A 24111-nucleotide genomic window follows, 5' to 3' on the forward strand; every position below is an offset into this window, starting at 1 on the left:
GCCACAGTGACCCCGGAACTCGGCATCGACAGACTGCTCGACCAGGTCCGTGGTCGCCTCGAACGGGTCGACGCCCGGACCGCCTACCAGGCCCAGCAGGACGGCAGGGCCGTGCTGGTCGACATCCGTCCGGCCGCTCAACGCGCGGAGTACGGCGAGATCCCCGGGGCGTACGTGATCGAACGCAACGTGCTGGAGTGGCGGCTCGACCCACACAGCTCGGCGCGGCTCGACGTCGCCGACAGCCCGCGGCTGTGGCCGATCGTCGTCTGCCAGGAGGGGTACGCGTCGTCGCTGGCCGCCGCTTCGCTGCAGGACACCGGGCTGCCGTTGGCCACCGACCTGGCCGGTGGCTTCGCGGCCTGGCGGGCCGCCGGGCTTCCGGTGACCGATCCACTCGCCCATTGATCGCCGGGCCGACGGCTGGTCGAATGTATCCGCCGGCCCGGCACCCCCATTGAACGTCGAGGAGTCGTCATGCTCGGATCACATCGGACGATCAGCCTGCTCGGCGTGACCACGACCGCCGCGGTGACCATCGCTGTCGCCGGCTGCTCGCCCCAGGCGGAAGACCCGCCGGTCGACCCGCCGACGCCGGACGTCTGCGACCCGCAGCAGTTGGACACCCTCGTCGCCGGGACGTTGACCGTCGGCACCGACCAGCCGGCGTACCCGCCGTGGTTCGTCGACGACGCCCCGGAGAGCGGCGCCGGCTTCGAAAGCGCGGTGGCGTACGCGGTCGCCAACCAGCTCGGCTACGAACCGGACGAGGTGAACTGGGTACGGGTGCCGTTCAACAACGCCATCGCTCCCGGGCCGAAGGACTTCGACGTCGACATCAACCAGTTCTCCATCACCGAGGAGCGCCGCGCCGCCGTCGACTTCTCCAGCCCGTACTACGACGTCAGTCAGGCGGTGATCGCGCTGGACGGGACGCCGGCCGCCGGCGCGACGACCCTGGCCGATCTGCGGGACGTCAAGCTCGGCGCCCAGGTCGGCACGACCAGCTTCCGGGCGATCACCGAGGTGGTTGTCCCGGCGGCCGAGCCGGCGGTGTTCAACAACAACGACGACGCCAAGGCCGCGCTGCGCAACGGCAGTATCGACGCGCTGGTGCTGGACCTGCCGACCGCGTTCTACGTGACCGGCGCCGAGATCGACGACGCGACGATCGTCGGACAGCTGGCGCAGCCGTCCGGCCAGCCGGAGCAGTTCGGCCTGGTGCTCGACAAGGGATCGCCGTTGACCGGCTGCGTCAGCGCCGCCGTCGACGAACTGCGCGGCAACGGCACCCTGGACAGCCTGCAGGCCGAATGGCTGGCCGACGTGGCCGGCGCACCGGTCCTGTCCTGACAGTGAGCGGGTCCACCGCAGCGGCGGCCGGCGGCGCCGACGGCTATCAGCCCAGTGAGCTGCAGCGGCGGCGGGACGCGTACCGCCGCCGGCAGAGCGTCCGGTCGGTGCTGATCGCCGCCGGTTCCACCGCCGTGCTCGGTGCCCTGCTGGTGGCAGCGGTCGCGAACTCCCCCGGCTGGCCCCGGGTCCAGCAGTCGTTCTTCGATTCGGCCGTCGCGGTGCAGGCGCTGCCGGCGGTGCTACGCGGACTCTGGCTCAACGTCCGGCTGCTGGTGTTCTGCGCCGCCGGGGCGCTGGCGCTGGGGTTGGCGATCGCGCTGGCCCGGACCCTGCGCCCGGCGGTGTTCTTTCCGCTGCGGGCCGTCGCGACCTCCTACACGTACGTGTTCCGGGGCGCCCCGCTGATCATCGTGCTGTACCTGTTCACCTTCGGGGTGCCGGGGCTCCGGCTCGCCGGCACCCCGTCGGTGCTGGTGCTCGGTGGCTGTGCGCTGGTCATCACCTACGGCGCCTACCTGGCGGAGGTGTTCCGGGCCGGGATCGAATCGGTGCACCCGGCGCAGCGGGCCGCCGCCCGGTCGCTGGGGCTCAGCCACGCGCAGACGATGCGGCACGTGGTGCTGCCGCAGGCGGTCCGGCGGGTCGCGCCGCCGCTGCTCAACGACCTGGTGGCGTTGCAGAAGGACGTCGGGCTGATCTCCCTGGCCGGCCCGGTCGACGCGATCCGCGCCGCCCAGATCGAGACTGCCACCAGTTACAACTTCACCCCGTACGTGGTGGCCGGGGTGCTGTTCATCCTGATGGCGGTTCCGCTGGTGGCGGTGACCGACTGGGTGACCATGCGGGCCGCCCGGCGGCAGACCTGGGCCGGCGCGGCATGACGCCAGCGGCGGACCCGACCCGGCCCGGCATGATGCCGGCGGCGGAGGTGGGCCGGCACGGCGGGCCACCGGTGCTGGTCTGTGCCGGGGTCCGCAAGGTCTTCGGCGACCGGGTCGTGCTGCGCGACCTCAGCCTCGACGTGGCCGAACACGAGGTGGTAGCCCTGATCGGCGGCAGCGGCTCCGGCAAGTCGACGTTGCTACGGGTGGTGAATCTGCTGGAGACCGTCGACGACGGCACCATCCAGCTCGACGGCCGGGACATCACCGACCCCCGGGTCGACCCGGACCAGGTGCGGCAGCGGATCGGGCTGGTCTTCCAGTCGTACAACCTCTTCCCACATCTGACCGTGCTGGACAACGTCACGCTGGCGCCACGCAAGGTGCACCGGCTGCCTCGGGCGCGGGCCGAGCAGCGGGCGATGGAACTGCTGGACCGGGTCGGGCTGGCCGATCAGGCGAGGCAGTACCCGGACCGGCTCTCCGGCGGCCAGCAGCAGCGGGCGGCGATCGCCCGGACCCTGATCAACGCACCCCGGCTGCTGCTGCTCGACGAGGTCACCTCGGCGCTGGACCCGGAACTCGTCGGCGAGGTGCTGGCCCTGATCCGGGAACTGAAGGGTGACGGGATGACGATGCTGATCGCCACCCACGAGATGGGATTCGCCCGGGAGGTCGCCGACCGGGTCTGCTTCCTGGCCGACGGCGCCATTTGCGAGCAGGGACCGCCGCAGCGGGTGCTCGGTGCGCCCGAGCACCCCCGTACCCGGCAGTTCCTGCGCCGGGTCACCGACTACGGCTCAGGCTGATCGCGAACCGGTCGGCCGGGTCGGTCCACCAGTGGGTCAGCTCGAAACCGGCGGCGGCCAGCTCGGCGGTAACCCCGGCCCGGCGGAACTTCGCCGACACCTCGGTCCGGATCTCCTCGCCGGCGGTGAAGCTCACCGGCAGGTCGAGATCGGCCACGTACACCTGCATGTCCCGGTCGGCGCGCAGCCGCATTTCGATCCACTCCCGGTCGGTGTCCCAGAGCGCGACGTGCCGGAACGCCGCCGGGTCGAAGTCGGTACCGAGCTGCTGGTTCAGTACGCGCAGCACGTTGCGGTTGAACTCGCCGGTCACCCCCTGGCTGTCGTCGTAGGCGGCGACCAGGGTGGCCGGGTCCTTGACCAGGTCGGTGCCGAGCAGCAGCCAGCCGCCGGTGCCGAGCGCCCCGCGCAGCGCGGCCAGGAACTCGGCGCGTTCGTCCGGCACCAGGTTGCCGATGGTGCCGCCGAGGAACGCGACGAGCCGGTCGTCGCCGGCCGGGATCCGGTCAAGGTGGCGGGTGAAGTCGCCGACTATCGCGTGGATCGGCAGACCCGGGTAGTCCCGGTCGATGGCGGTGGCGGCGTCACGCAGCGCCGCCTCGGAGACGTCCAACGGCACGAACAGGTTGATGCTGCCCTGCCGGCGCAGCGCGTCGAGCAGCAGCCGGGTCTTCTCCGACGAACCGGAGCCGAGCTCGACCAGGGTCCGGGCCCGGGTGACGGCGGCGATGTCGTCGGCGTGGGCGGCCAACGCGGCCCGCTCGGCCCGGGTCGGATAGTACTCCGGCAGGGTGGTGATGCGTTCAAACAGTTCGCTGCCGTACTTGTCGTAGAACCACTTCGGGGGCAGCCATTTCGGGTCGGCGGTGAGTCCGGCGCGGGCGTCGATCCGCAGCGCGTGTCGTTGGTCGGCGTCGGTCAGCTCGATGTCGATCCGCACAGATCCTCCACGGTGTAGGTGTGCCGGTCGGCGACGACGAGCCGGCGGTCGGCCACCGGACGCCAGGCCGGGTCGTCGTCCGACGGTTCGGAGGCGATGACCAGCCGCTCCGGCCCGGCGAGGACGGACAGGGAATGGCCGACGGCGCTGGCCCAGGCCCGTTCACCGTCGGTGAGAAGCAGGTTGAGCCGGGACGTCGGGGCGACGGACAGGACGCCGGTGACGGTGTCGGTGATCGCCGTACCCGGGTCGGCGCCGGACCGCAGCCGGTGCCGCAGCAACGCCCACAGCAGCGCCGAGTCGGTCGGCGCGTCGAGGGTGAGCAAATCGGTCACCGGCAGGGCCGCGGCCAGGACGGCGACGCTGTCCGGCCAGCCGGCCACCACCCCGTTGTGGCTGAACAGCCAGCGCCCGTCGGTGAACGGCGCGCAGGCTGTCTCGCCGAACGGCATCCCGGGGGTAGCCGAGCGGACCGCGGCCAGCACCGCACCGGCGGCGGTGGCCCGACCCAGCTCGACCAGGCCGGGATCGGCCCAGATCGGCCCGGCCCGCCGGTAGCGGATCGGACCGGTCGGGGTGTACCAGCCGACGCCGAAACCGTCGACGTTGACCGTGCCGCCGCCGCGCATGTCCCGGGGCGCCCAGGACTGGCGGTACAGGCCGTACGGCGGCTCGACCAGCAGCTGCGTCAGGCTGACCGGCGGGCCAAGGTAGAGCTGGTGGCGGCACACTAGGCGATCTCGCCGGGGTGCGGGTCACGAGCGGTGCGGAAACCGCTGAAGATCTGCCGCCGGATCGGGTAGTCCCAGTTGCGGAAGGTGCCCCGGCAGGCGGCGCGGTCAGTGCCGAACGAGCCGCCGCGCAGCACCCGGTAGTCGCGGCCGAAGAAGACCTCCGAGTATTCGCGGTACGGGAAGGCCGCGAAACCGGGGTAACCGGTGAACCAGGTGTCGGTCCACTCCCACACGTCGCCGATCAGCTGGTGCACCCCGGCCGGTGACACACCGGCCGGGTAGGCACCGACCGGTGCCGGGTGCAGGTGCCGCTGGCCCAGGTTGGCGTGCTCGGGGCCGGGGTCGTCGTCGCCCCACGGGTAGCGGCGGGACCGGCCGGTGGCCGGGTCGAACCGGGCCGCCTTTTCCCATTCGGCTTCGGTGGGCAGCCGGCGGCCGGCCCAGCTCGCGTACGCCTGCGCCTCGTACCAGCCGACGTGCACCACCGGCTCGTCGGGCACGATCGCCGACCGCCGACCGAACCGGGTGTAGCTGCCGTCGCCGTGCCAGTGTGCCGGCCCGCTGAGCCGGGCCTGCAGCCGGTGGGCCCAGCCCTCGGCGCTCCACCACCGCTCGTCGTGGTAGCCGCCGTCGTCGATGAACTGCTGGTACCGGGCGTTGCTGACCGGTGCGCGGTCGAGGAAGAAAGCGGGTACGTCGACGGTGTGCGCCGGGCGTTCGTTGTCGAGCGCCCACGGCTCGGTGGAGGTGCCCATGGTGAACGGTCCGCCGGGGATCAGCGCCTCACTGTCGACGCCTTCGGCCGTCGCGGGCGGCGTCGCCGCGCCGGTGAGCACCGGCGGGCCCGCCCGCAGCTGGTGGGTGGCGAGCATCGTCTCGTCGTGCTGCTGCTCGTGCTGCACGATCATGCCGAAGGCGAAGCCCTGCTCGACCAGCCGGCGGCCGTCGAACGTCACCGTGTCGAGCAGATCGAGGACCTTGTCCCGGACGGTACGGGTGTACGCACGCGCCTCGGCCGGGTCCAGCAGCGGCAACGCCGGACGGTCGGCGCGGGCGTGTTTGAACGCGTCGTAGAGGTGGTCGACGTCGGCCCGGACCGGTTCCCGGCCGCCGACGTCGCGGACCAGCCACAGCTCCTCCTGGTTGCCGATGTGCGCCAGGTCCCAGACCAGGGGCGACATCAGCCGGGAGTGCTGGCGTGTGAGGTCGTCGTCGTCGACCGGGTCGGTCAGGGCGCGGCTGCGCCGCCGCGCCCGGTCGAGATCGGCGGCGAGCACGGTACGCAGATCGGACGCGGCCGCCGAACGTGGCTCGGGTGTGCTCGGTGTCGGGCGGGTCGGGTCGTGGGCTGTCTCGGTCACCTGGTTCCTCCCCAGGGGTGGGTTCGCTGGTGCAGCCGTCGGCGCAGGGCGCGTACCACGGTGCTGGTCGTCTCGTCAGGCAGGCCGGTGTCGGTCAGGCGTTCGCAGGCCAGCTCGGCCAGCGGGTGGGCGGCCGACGCGACGACCGGATCGGCGAGCCCGTCCCGGGCGGCGGGCAGCCAGCGGTCGGCCGCGTCCATCACCGTCGACGTCGCGGTCCGCAGTGTCTCGTCGCGGGCGAACAGCGCGGCCAGCACCGCAGCCGGGACGATCCACTCGCCGTCCGGCTGCGCGTCGAGGTAGCGCAGCTCCAGGTAGCCACGTGGGCGGACCGGCGGAAACATGGTGCTCAGATGCAGGTCGAGGTCGGCGTAGGTCGGTGGTCGGGGCGTGCCGGTGCGGATCCATTCGCCGAAGGTCGCCGGCCCCGGCAGCCGCCAGCCGACGGGATCGTCGACGAACAGCGGTGGCGTGTCGAGCACCCGCCGGGTCCAGTCGGCAACCGGGTCGGACGGCCGCATGCCGGTGGTCGGGTCGGCGGGTGCGGCGGTGCGGACCGGGTCGAGGGCCAGCCAGGTCGCCATCCGGCTCGACACCCAGCCGGTGCGCCGGCCGGCCCGCGACGGCGAGTTGGCGAACAGGGCGATCAGCGGCGGACCGAGCAGGTGCGCCGCTGACCAGCGGAGGGAGAGCTGCCGGTCGCTGCCGGTGTCCAGGCAGACCTGCAGGCCGGCGGTGCCGCACATCATGTCGGCACCTGCCCGACCCTGCCGGGCGAAAGCCGCCGCCATCGCCGTGTAGCGGTGGTTGCGCAGAATCTGCCGGGGTGGCCGGTACGGATCGCATCCGGTCCGGCCGAGCAGCAGGCCGGCCCGGTCGAGCCGGCGGGTCAGCGCGACGACATCGGCCGACGCGGCCCGGTGCAATGTAGTGAGGGATTCCGTCGGCGGGGTGGAGATCTCCACCTGCCCGCCGGGTTCGACCGTTACCAGTCCGCCCTGTGGAAGCGGGTTGTGCGGGCTGGTGGGGCGTAGTGTCCGCGGGGCGTGGTCACCGAGGGCAGTCGCGAGGTCGGCGGGGTCGAGCGGTCTGGCGGGGTGGTCTCGGTAGTGAACGGTCCATTCGAGTTCGACGCCGATCCGTCGGGGTGGGCCGGTCTTGAAGCAGATCCGGGTGATGTAGCCGGCGGCGGCAGTCGGATCGACGATGGCGGTACCGGCCGGGGCGTCGGCCACGCTCCTCGGACCGGCCGACGCCGCAGACTCGGCGGCCACCGGTAGCACGTCGGGCGGATGGGCGGATGGTGGATGGGGAGCTGTTGGATGGGGAGCTGCTGGATGGGGAGCCTTGGTCATCGCATCTCCTCCAGTGAAAGATCGATCGCGGGTAGCGATCGATCTTCGCTACCGTATCGTCACCGTCCGACATTTGCCGAGACACCGGCGTGGCGCGGGGCGGGCGGCGGGAGACGTTCCCCGTTCCGCAACCCGGCAGTCACCTGCGGATTCGCGTCGCCTGTGGGTGGGATTCGCGTCGCCCGGGGTGTGATCGCCGCCGGACGGGGTACCGGCAGGGTCGGTGCCGACCGGAGGGGAGCCGACGTGACCGACGGGGCAAGAACCCGCTCACCCTCACCACCGGAACCGGCTGAGCAGACCACCGTGCGTCGTGGCGCCTGCCCGCCGGCAAATCGGTGGCGGCACGGTTCTGCCGGCTGCGATGCTCACCACCGTGCCCGACCTCGCACTGTTCTCCGCCGCACTCGGTGAACGCGCCGCGCGCGACGAGTTCACCGGCTCGGTCCTGGTGACCATGGGAGAGCAGCGGCTGCTGGCCGGCGCGTACGGCAACGCCAACCGGGCCTGCCGTACACCGTGCACCCTGGACACCAGGTTCGACACCGCGTCGGTCACGAAGCTGTTCACCGCCGTCGCCGTACTCCAGCAGATCGAGCGCGGCGCGTTCACGCTGGAGACCTCGGCGGTCGACTACCTCGGGCTGGCCGGTAGCACGATCTCGCCGGACGTCACCCCGTACCATCTGCTCACCCACACTTCCGGGATCGCCGACGACGCCGACGAGTCGGACGGTGAACGGTACGAGGACCTGTTCGTCGACGAGCCGACGTACGCGTTCACCGAGACCGCCCACCACCTGCCGCACTTCGTCACCAAGCCGCCGAGGTTCGCGCCGGGCGAGGGCTGCCGGTACTGCAACGTCGGGTACATCCTGCTCGGCCTCATGGTCGAGCGGGCCACCGGCGGCTCCTACCGCGAGTACGTGCACGCCAACGTCTTCGAGCCCGCCGGCATGAGCCGGTCGGCGTTCCTGCGCATGGACGTCGTCGCACCGGACGTCGCCGAGGGCGTGGAGGCGATCCGCGACGCCGACGGCACGATCACCTGCTGGCGGCGCAACATCTTCTCGTACCCGCCGGTCGGCGACCCGGCCGGCGGCGCGTACACGACGGTCGGTGACCTCACCGCGTTCCACCGGGCGCTGGTCGAGGACCGGCTGCTGGGGCCGGAGTCGACCGCCGCGATGCTCGTCCCGTACGCGCAGGCGGAGGGCAACCGGCGCAACGGGTACGGGCTGGAGTTCAGGACCGACGCCGACGGCCGGGTCCGCTACTACGGAAAGGTGGGCGTGAACTTCGGCGTCAGCGCGTTGCTGCGGCACTACCCCGGCCACGGCGCGGGCGACGGCATCACGCTGGCCATGCTCGGCGTCGGCGAGGAGACCATCTGGCCGCTGGTCCGGCTGTTCGACGAGTCGATGCCGCAAGCCTGAGGCATCCGGCTGCGGGCAGCGCGGTACGCGGCAGTTCCGGACGCCAAGGCAGGGGCACTACATCGAGGTGAGGCTGAGACACCTCATCTCGCGAACTTGACGTGCGCCAGCCTCACCTCGACGTCGAACCAGCCTGCTGGGCTTCACGCCGGGTTGTGCTGCCGCCACTTAGCAGTGAGCACAGCGGACAACCGGAAGGGAAGACAGCGATGGCAGCGCACGACGTGGTCAACTTCGGGTTGATAGTTGAACGGTATCCGGCTGGTCCTCGACGTCGGGCCCGCAACCCGATGAACCATGTCCTGGAACGAGCGCTCGTGCAGAGTCATGAACTTCACCAGAGCATCGAAGGAACCCCGGCCACAGCGTACGGGTGGCCGGGGTTCCGAAGGCGTTACTGGATGCGGGTCAGGGGGTGGCGGTGGTGTCCTTGGTCGACGCGACGAACGCCGACCAGGCGGCCGGGCCGAAAGTCAACCTACCGCCGGCACGGTCCTTGGTGTCGCGCACCAGGACCCGACCGGGAAGGTTGTCGGCCACCTCGACGCAGCTGTCGCCGCCGTTGGCCGATCGGCTGGACTTCCGCCAGCGCGGTTCACTTGCGCTCAACGATCATCCTCAGCATCAGATCCCGGGACTGCACCACCGGCAGCGCGAGTCCGTCCACGGTTTCCCAGGCTAGTTCCAGCTCGGTCACATCTCCATGGCCGGACACCACGGTGCCGAACTCAAACCACGAGAAACGACCCCCGGGGGAAGATTCCCGAGGGTCGTTCACCTTTTCGAACGACGACGGTCAGAAACGGCCCCAGTCGTCGGCGGCCGGGCGCCACACGTCGATGTTGCGCGGGTCGACGGCCATCCGCCGGGCCCGGTGCGTGGCGTGCTCCTCCGGGGTGAACACCCGGTGCCGGTCACACAGCTCGTAACGCGGCCCGTGCTTCGGGTCGTGCATGTAGAACGCGATCGACGTCGACGCCGAATGGTTGACCAGGTCGGAGGCGATCGGCACCTTCTTGTACTGGGCCCGCGCCCGACCGCGCATCACGTGGTCGAAGCTCTTCATCATGAAGCACAGGTGTGCGGCGTAGAACTCCTTGTTGCGCTGCAGGGCAAGGCTGTGGTGGTAGCGGTCCTCGCAGCGCAGGAAGACGGTCACGTCGCCGACGTAGTCGCTGGGCAGGAAGCCCAGCACCTTGGTGTAGAAGTCGAGCGACTCCTCGTACTTGTCGGTGGCGAGGAACGGGTGCACCAGGTCCACCGGACGAAGCTCGATCAGCGGCGGTTCGGCGTACTCGACGAACTCGGTGAACAGTTCGACGATCAGCCCGTTGGGGTCGCGTACGGCGAATCCGCGCTGGCACAGGCCCTTCATCCGCTCGTGCAGTTCGAGGACCTCGTGGCCGGCGGCGACAACCCGCTCCCGCAGATCGTCGAGGACCTCGTCGGACTCGACGCTGAACCCGACCGCGGTGGTCCACGACTCGGTACGGTGCGGTGCCGCAATCAACTCGATGCTGTGGTGTTCGATGTCGGCGCGCAGGAACGCGTACTGGTCGTCGTGCTGCTCCAACTGCAGGCCGACGTGGTACTGCAGGAACTCGATGGAGGCGGCCAGATCCGGCACCTCGATCCGGGCGTACTCCATGCCGTAGGGCCCGCGGCGGCGGGTGGCGGCCTCGGTGGACATCTGCGACCCCTTCATGGTGAATTACGCGTCCCCGGCGGTGGGGATGCTGACGATGACCTGGCGTTGCACGACCGGACGCCAGCGTTCCCGGACGAACCGCTCGTGCGACTCGCTGTGCAGGTAGTCGAGCAGGTCCTGCTCGGTGGCGAACTCCACGACGAAGCCGTGCGTCATGGTGGTGTCCCGGGTGCTGACGTTGACCCCGCTGCGCCAGTTGCGCATCGCCGGGTACTTGGTCGGGAAGGTGTCCAGCTCGGCGAGGACCGACTCGGCGACGCCGGGCGGCAGGTCGTCGCGGAACTTGAACGCCAACATGTGGGTGATCATGACGGCGGCCCCCGCTACAGGATGAAGCTGAGCCGGGCGCCGGGATCCATCGACTCCATCACCGGGATGGAGCGGCGAACCCGGAAGCGCAGCCCGTCGTCGTCGACCTTGAGCACGTGCTCGTAGCGGCCCACGTAGGTGTAGGCGCCGCCGTCGCGGTAGCGGTGGATGAGGAAGTTGGCGCTGATCCACACCGTCTCCGCGCCGGCCTCCAGCAGGATCACGTTGGAGACCATCCGGTGGGTACGCGAGTGCGGGTTCTCGGCGTGCGCCTTGCGGCTCTTGAGCCGCTTCACCCGGGCCCGGATCAGGTCGTAGTCGTCGCAGACGAAGAATCCGGCGGTGGTGGCGTCCCAGCCGGCCCAGTCGGTGGTCGGCACCTCCATTCGGCCGTCCGGCTCGAACATGGTGAACCACTCGTCGAGGCGCCACTCGTCGAGCAGTTGCGCCTCCCGGTAGAGGAAGTCCTCCACCTGCGCCCGGGTCACCTCGCGGGCACCCACGTTGAGCACTGCTCCGCTGGTCGTCGAGGACATCGGGTCACTCCTTCCCGCTGGCGGTGGGCGCGGCGGAGCCGCTGGTGGCTGCGGATCCGGCCGCGAGGACGGCGGACGGGCCGGGTGCGCCGGGGTCGGCCGGCGGGTCGCCGGCGACGGCGGTGGCCGCCCCGACCCGGTCGGCCCAGTGTCGCCAGAAGCTGCGCATCGCGCCTTCGTCGATGGAGCGGCCCTGGTTGCCCTGCTTTTCGTTGGCCATGCCGCGCGACATGTCGGACCAGTCGTGGGCCGGGTCGGCCGAGTCGGCGGTGGCGACGATGCCGCGCTGCACCGCCTCGTACGCCTCGATGTCGTCCGGGGTGGCCAGGCCGCCGGGGCCGACGAAGCTGACCATGGTCTTGATCCGCAGCGCCCGGACCGACTCCGGCTCGCCGGTCTCAACGAACTGCCAGGCCCGCACGTCGGTGCGGTCCGGGGCGACCGGTTCGAGCTGGCGGATGGTCAGCGCTTCGAGGTCGAACAGCAGCAGGTTGGGGAAGACGAAGAGGATCCGGCTGGCGTCGGCGATCTCGGCGGCGAGCTCGGGGCCGAGCCGGGCGATCATCTCGTTGCGCTTGGCGACGGTACGGGCCTTCTCCTCGTCGCCGAAGCGCGGCTCCCAGACCATGCCGATCCGGCCGTTGTGGCCGGTGAGCACCAGCAGCCCGTGTCCGCCGCCGAGGTCGTAGGCGTACTGGTCGTCGTCGGTGACCGCGAACCCGGTCTCCCGCAGGTAGCCGACGAAGGTGTTGTGGGTGGGCGCGAAGTGGTAGCCGTCCATGGCGTTCTCGACGGCGAGTTTCCAGTTGCCCTTGACGCTGTAGAGCTGCACGCCGGGCAGGGTCTGCATGCCATGCTCGCCGATCTTGGCGGTCAGCGACATGTAGTGCGCGGCCGGCCCGAGGTGGGTGAGCAGGTCGGGCACGTCGGGGTCGAACGCGATGAAGACGAAGCCCTCGTGGATCTGCAGCCTGGGCACCTGGCGCAGCCGCATCGACTCGCGGAAGCCGGGATCGTCGGGGTAGCTCTCGTCGCCGGGCAGCGCGGCCAGGTCACCGGAGTTGCTGAACGCCCAGGCGTGGTAGAAGCACTGGAAGAACTTGGTGTTGCCCTCGTTGTGCCGGCACAGGATGGTGCCGCGGTGGGTGCAGGCGTTGAGAAAGACCTTGACCTCGCCGGCGGAGTCGCGGCAGAAGATCAGCGGACGGCCGCCGAGGGTGCGGGTCTTGAAGTCGCCGGCGTTGGGGATCTCGGTCTCGTGGCCGAGGTAGAGCCAGGTGTGGCCCCAGATCTTGGCGATCTCGTCGCGGAAGACACCCGGGTCGCGGTACGCCGAGCGGTGCACCCGGAAGCGCATCGCCTCCCAGTCCTCGTCGATCAGCGCGCCACCGTCGGCTCCGCCGAGCGGTCGCACCGGCGTCTGCTGCGTCATCACCCCACCGCCCTCTTTCGTCCCGTCCGCCTGCCTCAGCGATGCTACGTCATGCGAGACAGTGTCTCGCACTCCGATGCTGCTATCAGAGCCCTCCACCTGTCAAGAGCAGGGCATTTTCCGTGATCGGGTTACTCACTGTTAACAGGACAGCAACACGTTCCTGCGGGTTCGCCGGAAACGATCCGGTCATCCACCCGTCACCCCGGCCCACCAGCGGCACGCACCGCCGCGCGCCCTACGCCCGCCGGCCGGGTACCCCTTCCGGAGGAACCGATGCTCCAGCCGCACCATGGACCGATCGCCGGCGCCCACTACCTGCCGACCACGCCCGAAACCTGCCTGTGGGGCCGGCTGCCCAACCGCAGTCACGCCCCGGTGCTGCGGGTCCGCTCCGGTGAGACCGTGACCATCGACACCCTCAGCCACGAAGGCATCCTCGAAGACCAGGGCCGCGACCCGGTCGGCTACCTCAAGCAGTACGACGTACCCGCCGACGGCGTCCTCGCCGACGCCCGCGACCTGGCCGCGTCCGACGTCGCCCACGACTACGACGACGACGGCCCGCACGTGGTCACCGGCCCGATCACCGTCGACGGCGCACAACCCGGCGACCTGCTCCGGGTCGACGTGCTCGACCTGACGATCCGGGCCCCGTACGGCTTCGTCAGCAGCCGGCACGGCTACGGCGCGCTGCCCGGTGAGTTCCCGCTCACCCCGGCCGACACCGGGCCGGGCAGCGACCCGCGGGAGTACGGCAGCGTCTGCCACTTCACCGAGGTAGCCTCCAGCGGCGGCCGGTTGTACGGCGTACTGCCGTTCGGTGCCGGCCGGGCCGCCCGGTTCCCGCTCGCGCCGTTCCTCGGCCTGATGGGCGTCGCCGTGGACACCGACGAGATGGTGCACTCGGTGCCGCCCGGCGGGCACGGCGGCAACCTCGACATCAACGAACTGCAGGTCGGATCGAGCCTCTACCTGCCGGTGCAGCTACCCGGCGCAGGCTTCTACGCCGGTGACCCGCACTACGCCCAGGGCGACGGCGAGGTGGCGCTCACCGCCCTGGAGGCGCCGCTGCGGGCCACGCTGCGGTTGAGCGTGATCCCGGCGGCACAGGCCGCCCTGCTGGTCGGCGCCGGCGAGGCCCCGCTGGCCGAGACCACCACCCACTGGATCCCGGTCGGCCTGGACGCCGACCTGAACGAGGCGATGCGCCGGGCGGTCCGGGCCGCTGTCGACTTCCTGGCCCGCACCCAGGGCATGCCGCGCGACACCGCCCTGGCCTACCTGAGCGCCGCCGCCGACTTCGAGGTCAGCCAGGTCGTCGACGCGGTCAAGGGCGTGCACTGCCTGATCCGCAAGGCCGACTTCCCCGCCCAGATCTGACCACTACAGGATGAACGAGACATCACTCTCCGGGCTGCGCCCGGATGGTGTCGTACGCCCGCCGGAGATTCGCCGCAGCCTGCCGGGCCAACGCCTCCCAGCCGTCGGCAGCCGACGACGTGCCGAAGCGCAACTCGTACTCGGTTCCGACAGCTGGAGGCGCTGCCCGGTCGCCCCGTTTGGGGCTCATTGCCGCTCTTCGGGAGGGTCGACCACGCCCAGGTCGCCTTCCGGTTCCCGGTTGATGATCTCCAGCAACGCCGGGTCGCTGTAGATCTCCGCCGTGTGCCGCCACTGCCCGAGCAGGGTGGCGATCGGAGACAGATTTTCCAGCGAAGCCGCACCCTGCGCCACGGTGATCAGCTCCGAGAGCAGCTCGTCGACATCTGACTCCGGGAGGAACGTCACCCAGGGCAGCGCCTCCTCGAGGACCCGCCGGACCGCCTCCACCGACCCGGAACGAACCAGGCCCGCCAGCAGACGGGCGGTGAAATCGACGACGATAGCCTCTCGTTCAACCTGGTCGGCGCGGACAAGGGCCAGGTCGTCCGCATCGCGACGACGCAGCCGCAACGTTCGGACCTCGTTCAGCCGTTCCGCAGCGGCGCCGGGCCGATGCAGGAAGTCGCTGAACGGCACTTCCTCATGTACCGCCGCCATGACATCCACACTACCGTGGATGTCATGCGGCTGCCTGGAAGGATCGCTGAGATGAGTCGAGCGTCAGCACCGCGAGCGGCAGCCAGGTGGTACCGGGGCGACTGCCACCTGCACTCGGTGCGGTCGACCGGCGGTGAGCTGGCCCCGGCCCAGCTGACCGCCGCCGCCCGCGCGGCCGGGCTCGACTTCGTCGCCGTCACCGAGCACAACACGACCGACGGGTACGCCGACTGGGTCGACCGCACCGGTGACCTGCTGGTGATCTGCGGCCAGGAGGTCGTCACCCGTACCGGGCACTGGCTGGCCCTCGGCCTGCCACCCGGGCACCTCGTCGACTGGCGGTACGGCAACGACAACAGCGACGGCGACGACCGGATCGGCCGACAGCTCGACGAAGTGCACCGGGCCGGTGGACTGTGCGTGGTGGCGCACCCCTACGCGCCGTACCCGTCGGGCACGTTCGAATACCCGTACCAGGGGTTCGACGCCGTCGAGGTCTGGAACGGACAGTGGGCGTCGGACCTGCCGTGGAACGCCGACAACGAGGCGGCGCTGGCCGACTGGGCCGCCAGCCTGGTCGACTGGGCCCATAGACCCGCCGCCGGTGTCGGCGCTGGCGGTTGGCGGCCGGTGATCGGCAACAGCGACACCCACCTCGCCGGTCAGATCGGCGTCCCGCACACCGTGGTCCGCGCCGCCGGGCGCACTGTGGACGCGCTACTGGCCGGGATCGCCGCCGGTCACAGCTGGATCGCCGGATCAACCGATGTCGACCTGTCGGTGATCGTGTCGGCCGGCGACCGCCGCGCCGACATCGGTGAGCGGCTCGACACCGGCGGCGCCACGGCCACCGTCGAGGTCGAGGTCCGTGGCGTGCCGTCCGGCACGGTCAGCGCCCACACCGACCGGGGTACGGCGTACCGCGTCGTGCTGTCCGCCGACGGTGCCGGCAGCCTCCGGTGGCGCACCGACGCCACGGCGTCGGCGTTCGTCCGGGTCGAGGTGCGCCACCCGGACGGGCGGTTGGCTGCCCTGAGCAACCCGGTCACGCTGGTCTGAGCTGGCCGTGGCGTACCGTCGGGCGTGATCAGTTTCCAGTTCGACCGGGGTACGGTGCCCGACGCCGAGGTCGGCGGGTGACGCGCCGGGGGCTGACCTTCCTGTTCGCGGTGGCCGCCGGTGCCGCCGTCGCCAACCTCTACTGGGCGCAACCGCTGCTCGATCTCATCGCCGCCGACCTCGACGTCACGACCGCGACCGCCGGTCTGCTGGTCACCGCCACCCAGATCGGCTACGCCGCCGGGATCCTGTTCCTGGTGCCGCTGGGCGACATCCTCGACCGACGCCGGCTGGTACCGGTGCTGATGCTCTGCGCGGCGGGCGCTCTGGTGGCGTGTGCGCTCGCGCCGTCGTTCGGCGTGCTGCTCGTGGCGATCACCGTGCTCGGGGTGGCCACGGTCTCCGGGCAGTTGCTCACCCCGCTCGCCAGCGATCTCGCCGACGACAGCCGGCGTGGCAGCGCGGTCGGTACGGTCGTCGCCGGAATCCTGACCGGCATTCTCGCCTCGCGGACCATCAGCGGGCTGGTCGCCGGCATCGCCGGCTGGCGGGCGATCTTCCTGCTGGCGGCGGTGGCGGCGGTCGGCTTCGCCGTGGTGATGTACCGGGCGATTCCGTCGCTGGCGCCGAAGACCCGGCTGCCGTATCCGGCGCTGATCGCGTCCGTCGCCGCGGTGGTCGCCCGCGAACGCGCGGTCCGGTGGACGTTGGTGCTGTCCGCGACCGGCTTCGCCGCGTTCACCATGTTCTGGACGGCGTTGACGTTCCTGCTCAGTGGCCCGCCGTTCGACTATCCCGTGTCGGTGATCGGGCTGTTCGGCCTCGCCGGTCTGGCTGGCGCGGTCGCCGTACAGCGCAGCGGTCGGCTGCACGACCTGGGCTGGTCGCTGCCCGCCACCGGCGCGGCCTGGGTCCTGGTGCTCGCCTCGTTCGTCACGGCGATCTTCGCCGGACGCAGCGTCCTGCTGGTGATCGTCGTGGTGGTCGCGCTCGACGCGGCGTTGCAGGCGGCCGGAATCCTCAACCAGTTGCGGGTCATGGCCGTCTCGCACGAGGCGCGTAGCCGGCTGAACACGGCGTACGTGACGGCCAACTTCCTCGGTGGTGCCGCCGGCTCGGCTGCTGCCGCGACGCTCTGGTCGGCTGGCGGCTGGACGGCAGTGTCGCTGGTCGGGGTGGCGCTGAGCTGCTTCGCCCTGACCCTGTGGGTGGTGGGTCGGCGGCACGCTTTCGTCCCGGTCGACCGACTGGCACGATAGTCAAATTATTTGTATATTCAACCGCGTGACACGTCCGATGAGAGAGCCGACGTTCTGGATCCTGGCCGCGCTGGTCGACCAACCGCGACATGGATACGGGGTGATTCAGCAGGTCACGAAGCTCTCCGACGGAGAGACACGGCTGCTGGCGGCGACCCTCTACGCCGCGTTGGACCGGCTGGCCGCCGAGGGCCTGGTGGCCGTTGACCGGGAGGAGGCGGTCGACGGTCGACTGCGCCGTTACTACCGGCTCACCGACTCCGGCGGTGCCGCGCTGGCCGCCGAGACGCAGCGGCTGAGCCGCAAGGTAGCGACCGCGAACCGGCTGCTGGACGCGCTGCGCCCACCGGCCGGTCCGGCCACGGTGACGTTCGGATGAGCCCGGCCGGCACCGCACGCCACCGGGGCTACCGGCTACCCGCCCGGGCCACGCCGGGCCGAGCTGCTCGACACGATGCTGATGGTTGCCGAGGACACCGGCCGCCGCCGGCCGAGCGCCCGCGAGGTCGTCAACGTGCTGCGCCACGCACCACGGGCCCGGCTGGGGCGACCGGGCAACCGCCTCGTGGTGCTCATCGCCGCCCTCGTCGCGATCCTGAGCGGATTCGTCAGCGCGTCGGCAGTTCGGTCAGGTCCGGTACCAGGTCGACCATGTCACCCCGGTACCTGACCTGCGCGCGTACGACGCCGAGGTCGCCGAGCGGCTGACCGCCGACGGTTGGCGGCTCGGCCCGCTCGCCTACTCGGGACACGCCGATCGGCGTACGGCCGAGGTCCTGACCGCGACCAAGGACGGCTGGTTGCTGACCTTCGCCAACACCTACCAGGCGCTGGAGCCGGAAGGCGGTGGTTGGTTCGAGGTTTCGGTACGCCGGATCGAGCCCGCCGGGATGCCGGTCGGATTCGCCGTCGGCGGGCTGCTCGGCATGGTCCTCGGGTGGCTCCTCACTGGTTGGGCGAGTCGCCGGACCGAGCAGCACCCGCAGGCCAGCGGCGTCCTCGCGCTGCTGGCCTTCATCGCCGCCGGCACCTCCGCCCCGATGATCAGCTCTGTCGTACAGGATTATCTGACCATCGTCGACCAGGGGTTCACCCTGCACGAGGGACCGATCTGGTCGTGGACGGTCCCCGGCGACGAAGGACTGCTGCTCCTCGCCCCGACGATCCTCGTCACCGTCGTCGCGGCGGCCATCGTCGCGCTGTGTCGTCCGCCCCACGGCAATCACCGGCGCCGGCCGGCTACCGACGACCGACCAGGGCTGGCCAGCTAGCCGACGGCGAGCACCTCGGCCCGGCGTGGGGCACTGGCCATCGCGCCGGGCCGGGTCACCGTCACCGCCGCCGCCCGGCTCGCCCAGCGGGCCGCGTCGTCGATCGCCGCACCGTCGAGCAGCGCGTCGGCCAGCGCCGCGCAGAACGTGTCCCCGGCGCCGGTGGCGTCCACCGCGTCGACCTGCTCGGCCGGCACCAGATGTTCCCGGTCGGCGGTCACCACCAGGGCGCCGTCGACGCCGAGGGTCACCACCACCGGCCCCCGGGTCCCCAGCGACCGGGCCATCGCGGCCAGACCGGCGACGTCCTCCGACGGCCCGGCAGCCGCAGGCCCGGCACCTGCACCGGCCAGCGCCGCGAGTTCGCCCCGGTTGGGCACCAGCACGTCGACCCGGGCCAGGGTTCCCGGGTCGATCGGCCGGGCCGGTGCCGGGTTCACCACGACCAGGCCGCGGGCGGCGGCCACCGTCGCAGCCACCACCGCCGCAGCGACCTCCTGCTGCAGCAGTACGGCCGCAGCGTCGCCGATCAGGTCTGCGTACGGCCGCAGGTGCTCCGGGGCGAGCCACATGTTGGCCCCGGAGCTGACCGCGATGGTGCTGTCGCCGTCGGCGGTGACCAGCACGATCGCCTGCCCGGTGGGGCGCGGGGCGCGCAGCACCGCCGAGGTGTCGACGCCCTCGGCGGCCAGCAGCCCGGTCAGCCACTCCCCCTCGGGGTCGTCGCCGACCGCACCGACCATCGTCACCGATCGGCCCAGTCGGGCGGCGGCCACCGCCTGGTTGGCGCCCTTGCCGCCGCCGGCCCGGGAATGGTCGGCGGCGCTGAGCACCGTCTGCCCGGCGGCGGGCAACTCGTCGAGGGGCACCACCACGTCGACGTTGAGGCTGCCCACCACCACGATGTCGGTCATCGGCTCACCCCTGCGCGGCGGGGCGCCAGGCGTGCGCGAGGAAGTCGGCGCGCGGCGGGGCGAACACGTCCAGGTTGATACACGGCCCTTCGGTCGGCTCGATGTAGTGCTCGGCGCCGCGCGGAATCAGCAGCATCGACCCCGCGCCCATGTCGTGCGGTATGCCGTCGACGTAGTAGTTGCACCGCCCGCCGAGGATCATCACCAGCTGGTCGAAGTCGTCGTGGGTGTGCGGGTTGAGGGCCATGCCGACGGCGAGTTCGTGCCAGGCGAGGACCACCTCGTCGGTGGCGTACACCTTGCGTCGCACGCCGGGGCGCACGTCGGTGGCGGGGATCTCGTCCCAGTTGACCGAGGTGCGGTAGAGCTGCGAGTTCAGCACGTCCGGGCTCCCTTCGAGGGCTGGCTCAATTGTCGGTGGCGAGGTGTCGCAGGCCGGCACCGAGCAGCTGCAGGTCCGAGCCGGCGACCAGATAGTTGGCACTGGCAAGGCCGTACCGGCGCAGGGTGTCGTCGGCCCGGCCCGGCGCCCACCCGCCCAGGGTGACCCCGGCGGCGCGGGCGGCGTCGGCGATCTCACCGACCCGGCGCAGCAGCGGCGCCTGGTCGTCGGTGGTGGCCAGGCCGAGACTGACCGCCAGGTCGGTGGTGCCGGCGAACGCCACGTCGACACTGGCCGCACCTGGCCGGCGGCCGGCACCCAGGGTGCCGTCCGGGCTGGCAAGCAGGTCAGGCAGCGGGTCGTCGGTGTCGGCGGTCTCGATCTGGGCGACCAGCAGCGGCGGGTCGGCGGCCTCGGCGGCCAGGTAGGCGTCCAGCCCGGCGGCCCCGTAGCCGGCGGACGGGTGGGCGAGGCTGATGCTGCGCCGGCCGACCGGCGCGTACCGCACGGCGGCGTGCAGCGCGGCGACCTGTGCCCGGCTGCGTACGGTGGACAGCTGCACCCCGGCGGCACCGGCCTCCAGCAGCCGGTTGATCTGCGCCGGGTCGACCGCCGCCAACCGGACCAGGGCCGGCAGGCCGAGCAGCGCGGCGTGCCGCAGCTGCCCGGCGGCGGTCCGCTCGTCCAACCCGGAGTGCTCCAGGTCGACCACGACGAAGTCGAGGCCGGCCTGGGCGGCCAGCTCGACCGCGTCAGTGCCGGGCAGTTTGAGGAACGTGCCGACCACCCGCCGGCCGCGCCGCAGCCGCTCGCGCAGCGCGGCCCGGCCGGTGTGCACCCCGGTACGCGTCACGGTCGGTCCCTCAGCTGGCCCGGCCGGCGGCACCGGCCTGGTCGGTGGGCAGGCCACGCCACGGTACGGTCGGCACCCGCTCGCCGGCCAGCAGCACCACTTCCGGCTCCAGCCGGGGGGCGGTGATCTGGTTGCCGGCCGCGTCGGGCAGCACCGCCTCGTCGGCGTCGGCGAGCACGGTGACGTGCGCCGGGCCGCCTTCGACGAGGCTGCCGTAGCCTTCGGCGTCCAGGCCGGTCAGCCGGGCCGGGGCGCTGGTCACCCGGGGCACGATCTGCTCCATGGTCATGCCCAGCGCGCGCAGCTTGGCCATGCTGGTGACCAGGTCGAACACCGGGCCGCGCCAGTTGCGGGCCGAGGTGTCGGAGGTGATGACGTCGGGGTAGAAGCCCTGCGCGATCGCCGGCTCGGCGACCTTGAAGCTGAGGTTGCTCTTGCCGTGCGCCGACTCGAACAGCACGCCGCGCTCGCGGGCGGCGTACACCTCGGGCAGCACGGTGCCGTCGGCCAGGATGCCGTACGGCTTGCCGGTGTAGCAGTGCGCGACGACGTCGCCGGGACGCAGCATCTCCAGCACGGCCGGCAACGGCTCCGGGGTCTCCCCGATGTGGATCATCAGCGGCAGGCCGGCGTCGGCGGACAGCTCCAGGGAACGCTTGAGCAGCGGCCGCCAGTTGTGCCCGACGACGTCCTCGGAGAGCCGGATCTTGAAGCCGCGGACCCGGTGCGGGTTGGCGGCGGCGACCGCGAGGGCGTCCTCGGGGACCAGGGTGTCCGGGTTCATCAGCTCGCCGAACCGGAAGTCGATCAGGCCGAGCACGCTGACGTTGAGGAAGTTGACCAGCCGCAGCTTCGCCGGGGCGGCGACGTACCGCTCGAAGGCGGCGAAGGTGGAGGCGCCGACGGTGCCGGCGTCGCAGGCGGCGACGACGCCCCGGTGCAGGTGCGCCTCGTCCGGCGGGGCACCGACCTTGGACACCTCGGCGAAGATGTGGGTGTGCCCCTCGACCAGGCCGGGCAGCACGTACCGGCCGGCGCAGTCGACCACCTCGCGGGCGTCGGCGGCCAGGCCGGGGGCGATCCGGGCGATCCGGTCACCGGTCACCGCGACATCGGTGACCTGGCTGGCACCGGTGGCGGAGTCGAAGACCTCACCGCCGGCCAGCACCAGGTCGTACCGGGGAGCATTCTCAGTCATCGGTCAGCGGACTTTCTGTGCGAAGGAGAGGACGGTGCCACCACGTCGGAGGTGCCGTCGGAGGTTACGGCGGGCTCGTCGTCGGGGGTTTCAGCGCAGAACCGGGTACGCAGCGGCAGTACCCCGCCGACCGAGACCTCGACCAGGTCACCGGGGCGCAGGAAACAGCCCCGGTCCTGGCCGGTGCCGGCCGGGGTGCCGGTGAGCACCACGTCGCCCGGTTCCAGGATCACGTACTTTGTGATCCAGGCGAGCAGCTGCGGCACCGGGAAGATCAGGTCGGCGCTGGTGGCCTGCTGGCGTACCTCGCCGTTGACGGTGGTCCGCACCTCGATGGCGTCGCGGTCGGCGACGGCGGCGATGTCCAGCACCGACGTGCCCAGCGCGCCGAAACCGGGGAAGCTCTTGGCCAGCGTCGGGTTGGCCGAAGCGGCCATCACGTCCCGGGCGGTCAGGTCGTTGGCGGCGGTGATCGCGGCGACGTGTGACCAGGCCTGCTCGGCCGGCGTACGGTGCATCCGGGCCCCGATGACCAGCGCGATCTCGCCTTCGTAGTCGGGTTGGGCGCTGATCGAGCTGGGCAGCGCCACGGTGGCGTCCGGGCCGGAGCCGGCGCTGGCCGACTTGAGATAGAGCACCGGTTCGGTGGGGACGGCCCGGCCGGCGGCCCGCGCCTTGCAGTGGTAGTTGAGGCCGACTCCCCACACCGCCCGGGTGCTGCCCAGCGGGGCGACCAGCTCGGCTGTGACGCTGTCCAGCGGCAGCCGGTCCCGGGCCGAGGCGTCGGCGGCCGGGGTCAGGCCGGCGCCGGCCCGCAGCAGCTCGGCGACGTCGCGGTACGGCAGGTCGAGCAGCTCGGCGGTGCCGTCGCCACAGATCCGGGCCAGCCCGTGCCGGGTGGCCAGCAGCTGCAGTCCGGGGGCGCTCACGCGGCGTCCGAGGAGTGGCCGGGCACGGTGCTCAGCGCCGGGTTGACCAGCGGTGCCAGGTTGTTGACGGCGGCGGCGGCCTCACCGAAGCCGACCGAGATCAGCCGTACCTTGCCGGGGTAGTCGGTGACGTCACCGGCGGCGTAGACCCGGGGCAGGTTGGTCCGCATCGACCGGTCGACGGTGATGTGCCGTTTGGTCATCTCCAGCCCCCACTGCTGCATCGGGCCGAGGTCGGCGATGAAGCCGAGGGCGGCCACCACCGCCTGGGCGGGCAGTTCCTCGCGCCCGTCGCCGCGTACCTCGCTGATCGTGACGGAGGTCAGCTGCGGGTCGCCGGCGATGCCGCTGACCTCGTACGGGGTGACCACCCGCACGGTCGACGCGTGCAGTTGCCCGACGCTGCGTTCGTGGGCGCGGAACTGCGGCCGGCGGTGCACCAGGGTGACGTTGGCGGCGTACGGCTCCAGGGCGAGTGCCCAGTCGACGGCGGAGTCGCCGCCGCCGACCACGACGACCTGCTGTCCGGCGAGTTCTTCCAGCCGGGGCACGAAGTAGCGCAGCCCACGACCGAGGTAGTCGCTGCCGACCGGCAGTTCACGCGGCGTGAAGGTGCCGATCCCGGCGGTCAGCAGGACCGCCCTGGCGCGCACCCGGCTGCCGGAGTCGGTGCCGATCAGCACGTGGTCGGCGGCGTTGGTCAGCTCCACGGCGCTCTCGCCCAGCAGGAAGGTGGGTTTGGCGGTGGCGGCCTGGGTGAGCAGGGCGTCGACGAGCTGTTGACCTTTGATCGCCGGCAGGCCGGCGATGTCGTAGATGTCCTTCTCCGGGTAGAGGGCAGCGATCTGTCCGCCCGGTTCGGGCAGCGAGTCGATGATCGCCACGGTCATCCCACGGAAGCCGGCGTAGTAGGCGGCGTACAGGCCGGCCGGGCCGGCGCCGATGATGGCCAGGTCGACGTCGTGTTCGGCGGTCATGAGCCGGTGCTCCCGGCGACGGCCGGGTGGTCGCGACCGACCCGGCCGATCTTGCGGGCGCCGCCGGGGGCACCGAGCTCGCTGAAGAACTCGGCGTTGATCGGGCCGAAGTGTGCCTGGTCGGCCGGCAGGTCGTCCAGGTGGAAGATCGAGGTGACCGGGCAGACCGGTTCGCACCGGCCGCACTCGACGCACTCGTCGGGGTTGATGTACATCATCCGGTCGCCCTCGTAGATGCAGTCCACGGGGCATTCCTCGACGCAGGAGCGGTCCTGTACGTCCACGCATTCGTCGGTGACCACGTAGGTCATCGGTCCTCCCGCATCTGTGCACCTTTCGCCGTCCTGCTCGCGTCTCGCGCCTCTGCGAC

The 24111-nt window shown here is 71.5% G+C and carries 29 protein-coding genes; 10 read left to right on the plus strand and 19 right to left on the minus strand.

Annotated elements, in window-relative coordinates; genetic code table 11:
- Positions 1-6: 6 nt before the first annotated feature.
- From O7621_RS27230 to O7621_RS27245, 4 genes are all read left to right on the plus strand, one after another.
- Positions 7-408 carry a rhodanese-like domain-containing protein gene (locus tag O7621_RS27230; RefSeq protein ID WP_282231843.1) on the plus strand — a complete coding sequence of 134 codons (402 nt, stop codon included), beginning with the start codon at positions 7-9 and terminating at the stop codon, positions 406-408.
- 69 nt (positions 409-477) lie between these two features.
- Positions 478-1353 carry an ABC transporter substrate-binding protein gene (locus O7621_RS27235; protein WP_282231844.1) on the plus strand — a complete coding sequence of 292 codons (876 nt, stop codon included), beginning with the start codon at positions 478-480 and terminating at the stop codon, positions 1351-1353.
- A 2-nt stretch (positions 1354-1355) separates the two neighbouring features.
- A complete protein-coding gene (locus tag O7621_RS27240; protein ID WP_282231845.1) occupies positions 1356-2237 on the plus strand; it encodes an amino acid ABC transporter permease in 882 nt (293 codons plus the stop codon).
- Between the two features lie 32 nt (positions 2238-2269).
- Positions 2270-3046 carry an amino acid ABC transporter ATP-binding protein gene (locus O7621_RS27245; protein WP_282234760.1) on the plus strand — a complete coding sequence of 259 codons (777 nt, stop codon included), beginning with the start codon at positions 2270-2272 and terminating at the stop codon, positions 3044-3046.
- Here the strand turns inward: O7621_RS27245 and egtD are convergent.
- From egtD to O7621_RS27265, 4 genes are all read right to left on the minus strand, one after another.
- Positions 3024-3986, minus strand: coding sequence for an L-histidine N(alpha)-methyltransferase (gene egtD, locus O7621_RS27250; protein ID WP_282231846.1), 963 nt, complete (start codon positions 3984-3986; stop codon positions 3024-3026). The two genes, O7621_RS27245 and egtD, sit on opposite strands and share 23 nt — an antisense overlap.
- Positions 3965-4717, minus strand: a complete 753-nt coding sequence (gene egtC / locus O7621_RS27255) for an ergothioneine biosynthesis protein EgtC (protein ID WP_282231847.1) — start codon at positions 4715-4717, stop codon at positions 3965-3967. The genes egtD and egtC overlap by 22 nt, the downstream gene beginning before the upstream one ends.
- The gene (egtB, locus tag O7621_RS27260) at positions 4717-6006 is read right to left on the minus strand and encodes an ergothioneine biosynthesis protein EgtB (RefSeq protein ID WP_282234761.1); all 1290 of its coding nucleotides are present in this window, start codon (positions 6004-6006) and stop codon (positions 4717-4719) included. The genes egtC and egtB overlap by 1 nt, the downstream gene beginning before the upstream one ends.
- Before the next feature lie 71 nt (positions 6007-6077).
- Positions 6078-7355: a glutamate-cysteine ligase family protein gene (locus O7621_RS27265; protein ID WP_282231848.1), complete on the minus strand. Its 1278-nt coding sequence runs from the start codon at positions 7353-7355 to the stop codon at positions 6078-6080.
- A gap of 457 nt (positions 7356-7812) precedes the next feature.
- On the opposite strand from O7621_RS27265, the gene O7621_RS27270 reads away from it, so the two are divergent.
- Positions 7813-8871 (plus strand): serine hydrolase domain-containing protein, encoded by a 1059-nt coding sequence (locus O7621_RS27270; RefSeq protein ID WP_282231849.1) that lies wholly within the window; start codon positions 7813-7815, stop codon positions 8869-8871.
- 408 nt (positions 8872-9279) lie between these two features.
- Here O7621_RS27270 and O7621_RS27275 read toward each other — a convergent pair whose 3' ends face one another.
- From O7621_RS27275 to O7621_RS27295, 5 genes are all read right to left on the minus strand, one after another.
- Positions 9280-9480, minus strand: coding sequence for a DUF397 domain-containing protein (locus O7621_RS27275; protein ID WP_282231850.1), 201 nt, complete (start codon positions 9478-9480; stop codon positions 9280-9282).
- A gap of 187 nt (positions 9481-9667) precedes the next feature.
- Positions 9668-10561, minus strand: coding sequence for a VOC family protein (locus O7621_RS27280; protein WP_282231851.1), 894 nt, complete (start codon positions 10559-10561; stop codon positions 9668-9670).
- Between the two features lie 21 nt (positions 10562-10582).
- Positions 10583-10876, minus strand: coding sequence for a Dabb family protein (locus O7621_RS27285; RefSeq protein ID WP_282231852.1), 294 nt, complete (start codon positions 10874-10876; stop codon positions 10583-10585).
- A gap of 26 nt (positions 10877-10902) precedes the next feature.
- A complete protein-coding gene (locus O7621_RS27290; protein ID WP_281551084.1) occupies positions 10903-11424 on the minus strand; it encodes an aromatic-ring-hydroxylating dioxygenase subunit beta in 522 nt (173 codons plus the stop codon).
- 4 nt (positions 11425-11428) lie between these two features.
- Positions 11429-12856, minus strand: a complete 1428-nt coding sequence (locus O7621_RS27295) for an aromatic ring-hydroxylating dioxygenase subunit alpha (RefSeq protein WP_282231853.1) — start codon at positions 12854-12856, stop codon at positions 11429-11431.
- Positions 12857-13132: 276 nt separating this feature from the next.
- On the opposite strand from O7621_RS27295, the gene O7621_RS27300 reads away from it, so the two are divergent.
- The gene (locus O7621_RS27300) at positions 13133-14239 is read left to right on the plus strand and encodes an acetamidase/formamidase family protein (protein ID WP_282231854.1); all 1107 of its coding nucleotides are present in this window, start codon (positions 13133-13135) and stop codon (positions 14237-14239) included.
- Positions 14240-14261: 22 nt separating this feature from the next.
- Here the strand turns inward: O7621_RS27300 and O7621_RS27305 are convergent, their stop codons facing one another.
- Positions 14262-14429, minus strand: a complete 168-nt coding sequence (locus O7621_RS27305; protein WP_282231855.1) for a hypothetical protein — start codon at positions 14427-14429, stop codon at positions 14262-14264.
- Positions 14426-14899, minus strand: coding sequence for a hypothetical protein (locus tag O7621_RS27310; protein WP_282231856.1), 474 nt, complete (start codon positions 14897-14899; stop codon positions 14426-14428). Before O7621_RS27310 ends, O7621_RS27305 begins: the two co-directional genes overlap by 4 nt.
- 51 nt (positions 14900-14950) lie before the next feature.
- On the opposite strand from O7621_RS27310, the gene O7621_RS27315 reads away from it, so the two are divergent.
- The 3 genes from O7621_RS27315 (at position 14951) to O7621_RS27325 (ending at position 17596) form a co-directional block, all read left to right on the plus strand.
- On the plus strand, positions 14951-15958 hold the full coding sequence (locus tag O7621_RS27315) for a CehA/McbA family metallohydrolase (protein WP_282231857.1): 1008 nt from the start codon (positions 14951-14953) through the stop codon (positions 15956-15958).
- Between the two features lie 77 nt (positions 15959-16035).
- Positions 16036-17217 (plus strand): MFS transporter, encoded by a 1182-nt coding sequence (locus tag O7621_RS27320; protein ID WP_282231858.1) that lies wholly within the window; start codon positions 16036-16038, stop codon positions 17215-17217.
- Between the two features lie 25 nt (positions 17218-17242).
- Positions 17243-17596 (plus strand): PadR family transcriptional regulator, encoded by a 354-nt coding sequence (locus tag O7621_RS27325; RefSeq protein WP_278170779.1) that lies wholly within the window; start codon positions 17243-17245, stop codon positions 17594-17596.
- 229 nt (positions 17597-17825) lie between these two features.
- Here O7621_RS27325 and O7621_RS27330 read toward each other — a convergent pair whose 3' ends face one another.
- Positions 17826-17969 carry a hypothetical protein gene (locus tag O7621_RS27330; RefSeq protein WP_282231859.1) on the minus strand — a complete coding sequence of 48 codons (144 nt, stop codon included), beginning with the start codon at positions 17967-17969 and terminating at the stop codon, positions 17826-17828.
- 48 nt (positions 17970-18017) lie between these two features.
- Here O7621_RS27330 and O7621_RS27335 point away from each other — a divergent pair, with 48 nt between their 5' ends.
- Positions 18018-18488 carry a hypothetical protein gene (locus O7621_RS27335; RefSeq protein WP_282231860.1) on the plus strand — a complete coding sequence of 157 codons (471 nt, stop codon included), beginning with the start codon at positions 18018-18020 and terminating at the stop codon, positions 18486-18488.
- Here O7621_RS27335 and O7621_RS27340 read toward each other — a convergent pair.
- From O7621_RS27340 to fdxA, 7 genes are read right to left on the minus strand one after another with little or no spacing between them, the layout of a single operon-like run.
- The gene (locus tag O7621_RS27340) at positions 18485-19402 is read right to left on the minus strand and encodes a ribokinase (RefSeq protein ID WP_282231861.1); all 918 of its coding nucleotides are present in this window, start codon (positions 19400-19402) and stop codon (positions 18485-18487) included. The genes O7621_RS27335 and O7621_RS27340 overlap by 4 nt on opposite strands.
- A gap of 4 nt (positions 19403-19406) precedes the next feature.
- Positions 19407-19784 (minus strand): cupin domain-containing protein, encoded by a 378-nt coding sequence (locus tag O7621_RS27345; RefSeq protein ID WP_282231862.1) that lies wholly within the window; start codon positions 19782-19784, stop codon positions 19407-19409.
- A 25-nt stretch (positions 19785-19809) separates the two neighbouring features.
- Positions 19810-20637: an aldolase/citrate lyase family protein gene (locus tag O7621_RS27350; protein ID WP_282231863.1), complete on the minus strand. Its 828-nt coding sequence runs from the start codon at positions 20635-20637 to the stop codon at positions 19810-19812.
- Between the two features lie 10 nt (positions 20638-20647).
- Positions 20648-21835, minus strand: coding sequence for an amidohydrolase family protein (locus tag O7621_RS27355; RefSeq protein WP_282231864.1), 1188 nt, complete (start codon positions 21833-21835; stop codon positions 20648-20650).
- On the minus strand, positions 21832-22764 hold the full coding sequence (locus tag O7621_RS27360; protein ID WP_282231865.1) for a fumarylacetoacetate hydrolase family protein: 933 nt from the start codon (positions 22762-22764) through the stop codon (positions 21832-21834). The genes O7621_RS27355 and O7621_RS27360 overlap by 4 nt, the downstream gene beginning before the upstream one ends.
- The gene (locus tag O7621_RS27365) at positions 22761-23741 is read right to left on the minus strand and encodes an NAD(P)/FAD-dependent oxidoreductase (protein WP_282231866.1); all 981 of its coding nucleotides are present in this window, start codon (positions 23739-23741) and stop codon (positions 22761-22763) included. Before O7621_RS27365 ends, O7621_RS27360 begins: the two co-directional genes overlap by 4 nt.
- On the minus strand, positions 23738-24052 hold the full coding sequence (gene fdxA, locus O7621_RS27370; RefSeq protein ID WP_278170791.1) for a ferredoxin: 315 nt from the start codon (positions 24050-24052) through the stop codon (positions 23738-23740). Before fdxA ends, O7621_RS27365 begins: the two co-directional genes overlap by 4 nt.
- Positions 24053-24111 lie beyond the last annotated feature (59 nt).

The organism is Solwaraspora sp. WMMD937 (genome assembly GCF_029581175.1).
Taxonomy (GTDB): Bacteria; Actinomycetota; Actinomycetes; order Mycobacteriales; family Micromonosporaceae; genus Micromonospora_E.

Excerpts from the sequence above, each read along its gene's own strand:
- O7621_RS27235 (WP_282231844.1), top strand. The coding sequence starts at position 478 with ATGCTCGGATCACATCGGACGATCAGCCTGCTCGGCGTGACCACGACC.
- O7621_RS27245 (WP_282234760.1), top strand. The coding sequence starts at position 2,270 with ATGCCGGCGGCGGAGGTGGGCCGGCACGGCGGGCCACCGGTGCTGGTC.
- O7621_RS27280 (WP_282231851.1), bottom strand. The coding sequence starts at position 10,561 with ATGTCCACCGAGGCCGCCACCCGCCGCCGCGGGCCCTACGGCATGGAG.
- O7621_RS27285 (WP_282231852.1), bottom strand. The coding sequence starts at position 10,876 with ATGTTGGCGTTCAAGTTCCGCGACGACCTGCCGCCCGGCGTCGCCGAG.
- O7621_RS27290 (WP_281551084.1), bottom strand. The coding sequence starts at position 11,424 with ATGTCCTCGACGACCAGCGGAGCAGTGCTCAACGTGGGTGCCCGCGAG.
- O7621_RS27295 (WP_282231853.1), bottom strand. The coding sequence starts at position 12,856 with ATGACGCAGCAGACGCCGGTGCGACCGCTCGGCGGAGCCGACGGTGGC.
- O7621_RS27300 (WP_282231854.1), top strand. The coding sequence starts at position 13,133 with ATGCTCCAGCCGCACCATGGACCGATCGCCGGCGCCCACTACCTGCCG.
- O7621_RS27305 (WP_282231855.1), bottom strand. The coding sequence starts at position 14,429 with ATGAGCCCCAAACGGGGCGACCGGGCAGCGCCTCCAGCTGTCGGAACC.
- O7621_RS27310 (WP_282231856.1), bottom strand. The coding sequence starts at position 14,899 with ATGGCGGCGGTACATGAGGAAGTGCCGTTCAGCGACTTCCTGCATCGG.
- O7621_RS27315 (WP_282231857.1), top strand. The coding sequence starts at position 14,951 with ATGAGTCGAGCGTCAGCACCGCGAGCGGCAGCCAGGTGGTACCGGGGC.
- O7621_RS27340 (WP_282231861.1), bottom strand. The coding sequence starts at position 19,402 with ATGACCGACATCGTGGTGGTGGGCAGCCTCAACGTCGACGTGGTGGTG.
- O7621_RS27355 (WP_282231864.1), bottom strand. The coding sequence starts at position 21,835 with ATGACTGAGAATGCTCCCCGGTACGACCTGGTGCTGGCCGGCGGTGAG.
- O7621_RS27365 (WP_282231866.1), bottom strand. The coding sequence starts at position 23,741 with ATGACCGCCGAACACGACGTCGACCTGGCCATCATCGGCGCCGGCCCG.
- fdxA (WP_278170791.1), bottom strand. The coding sequence starts at position 24,052 with ATGACCTACGTGGTCACCGACGAATGCGTGGACGTACAGGACCGCTCC.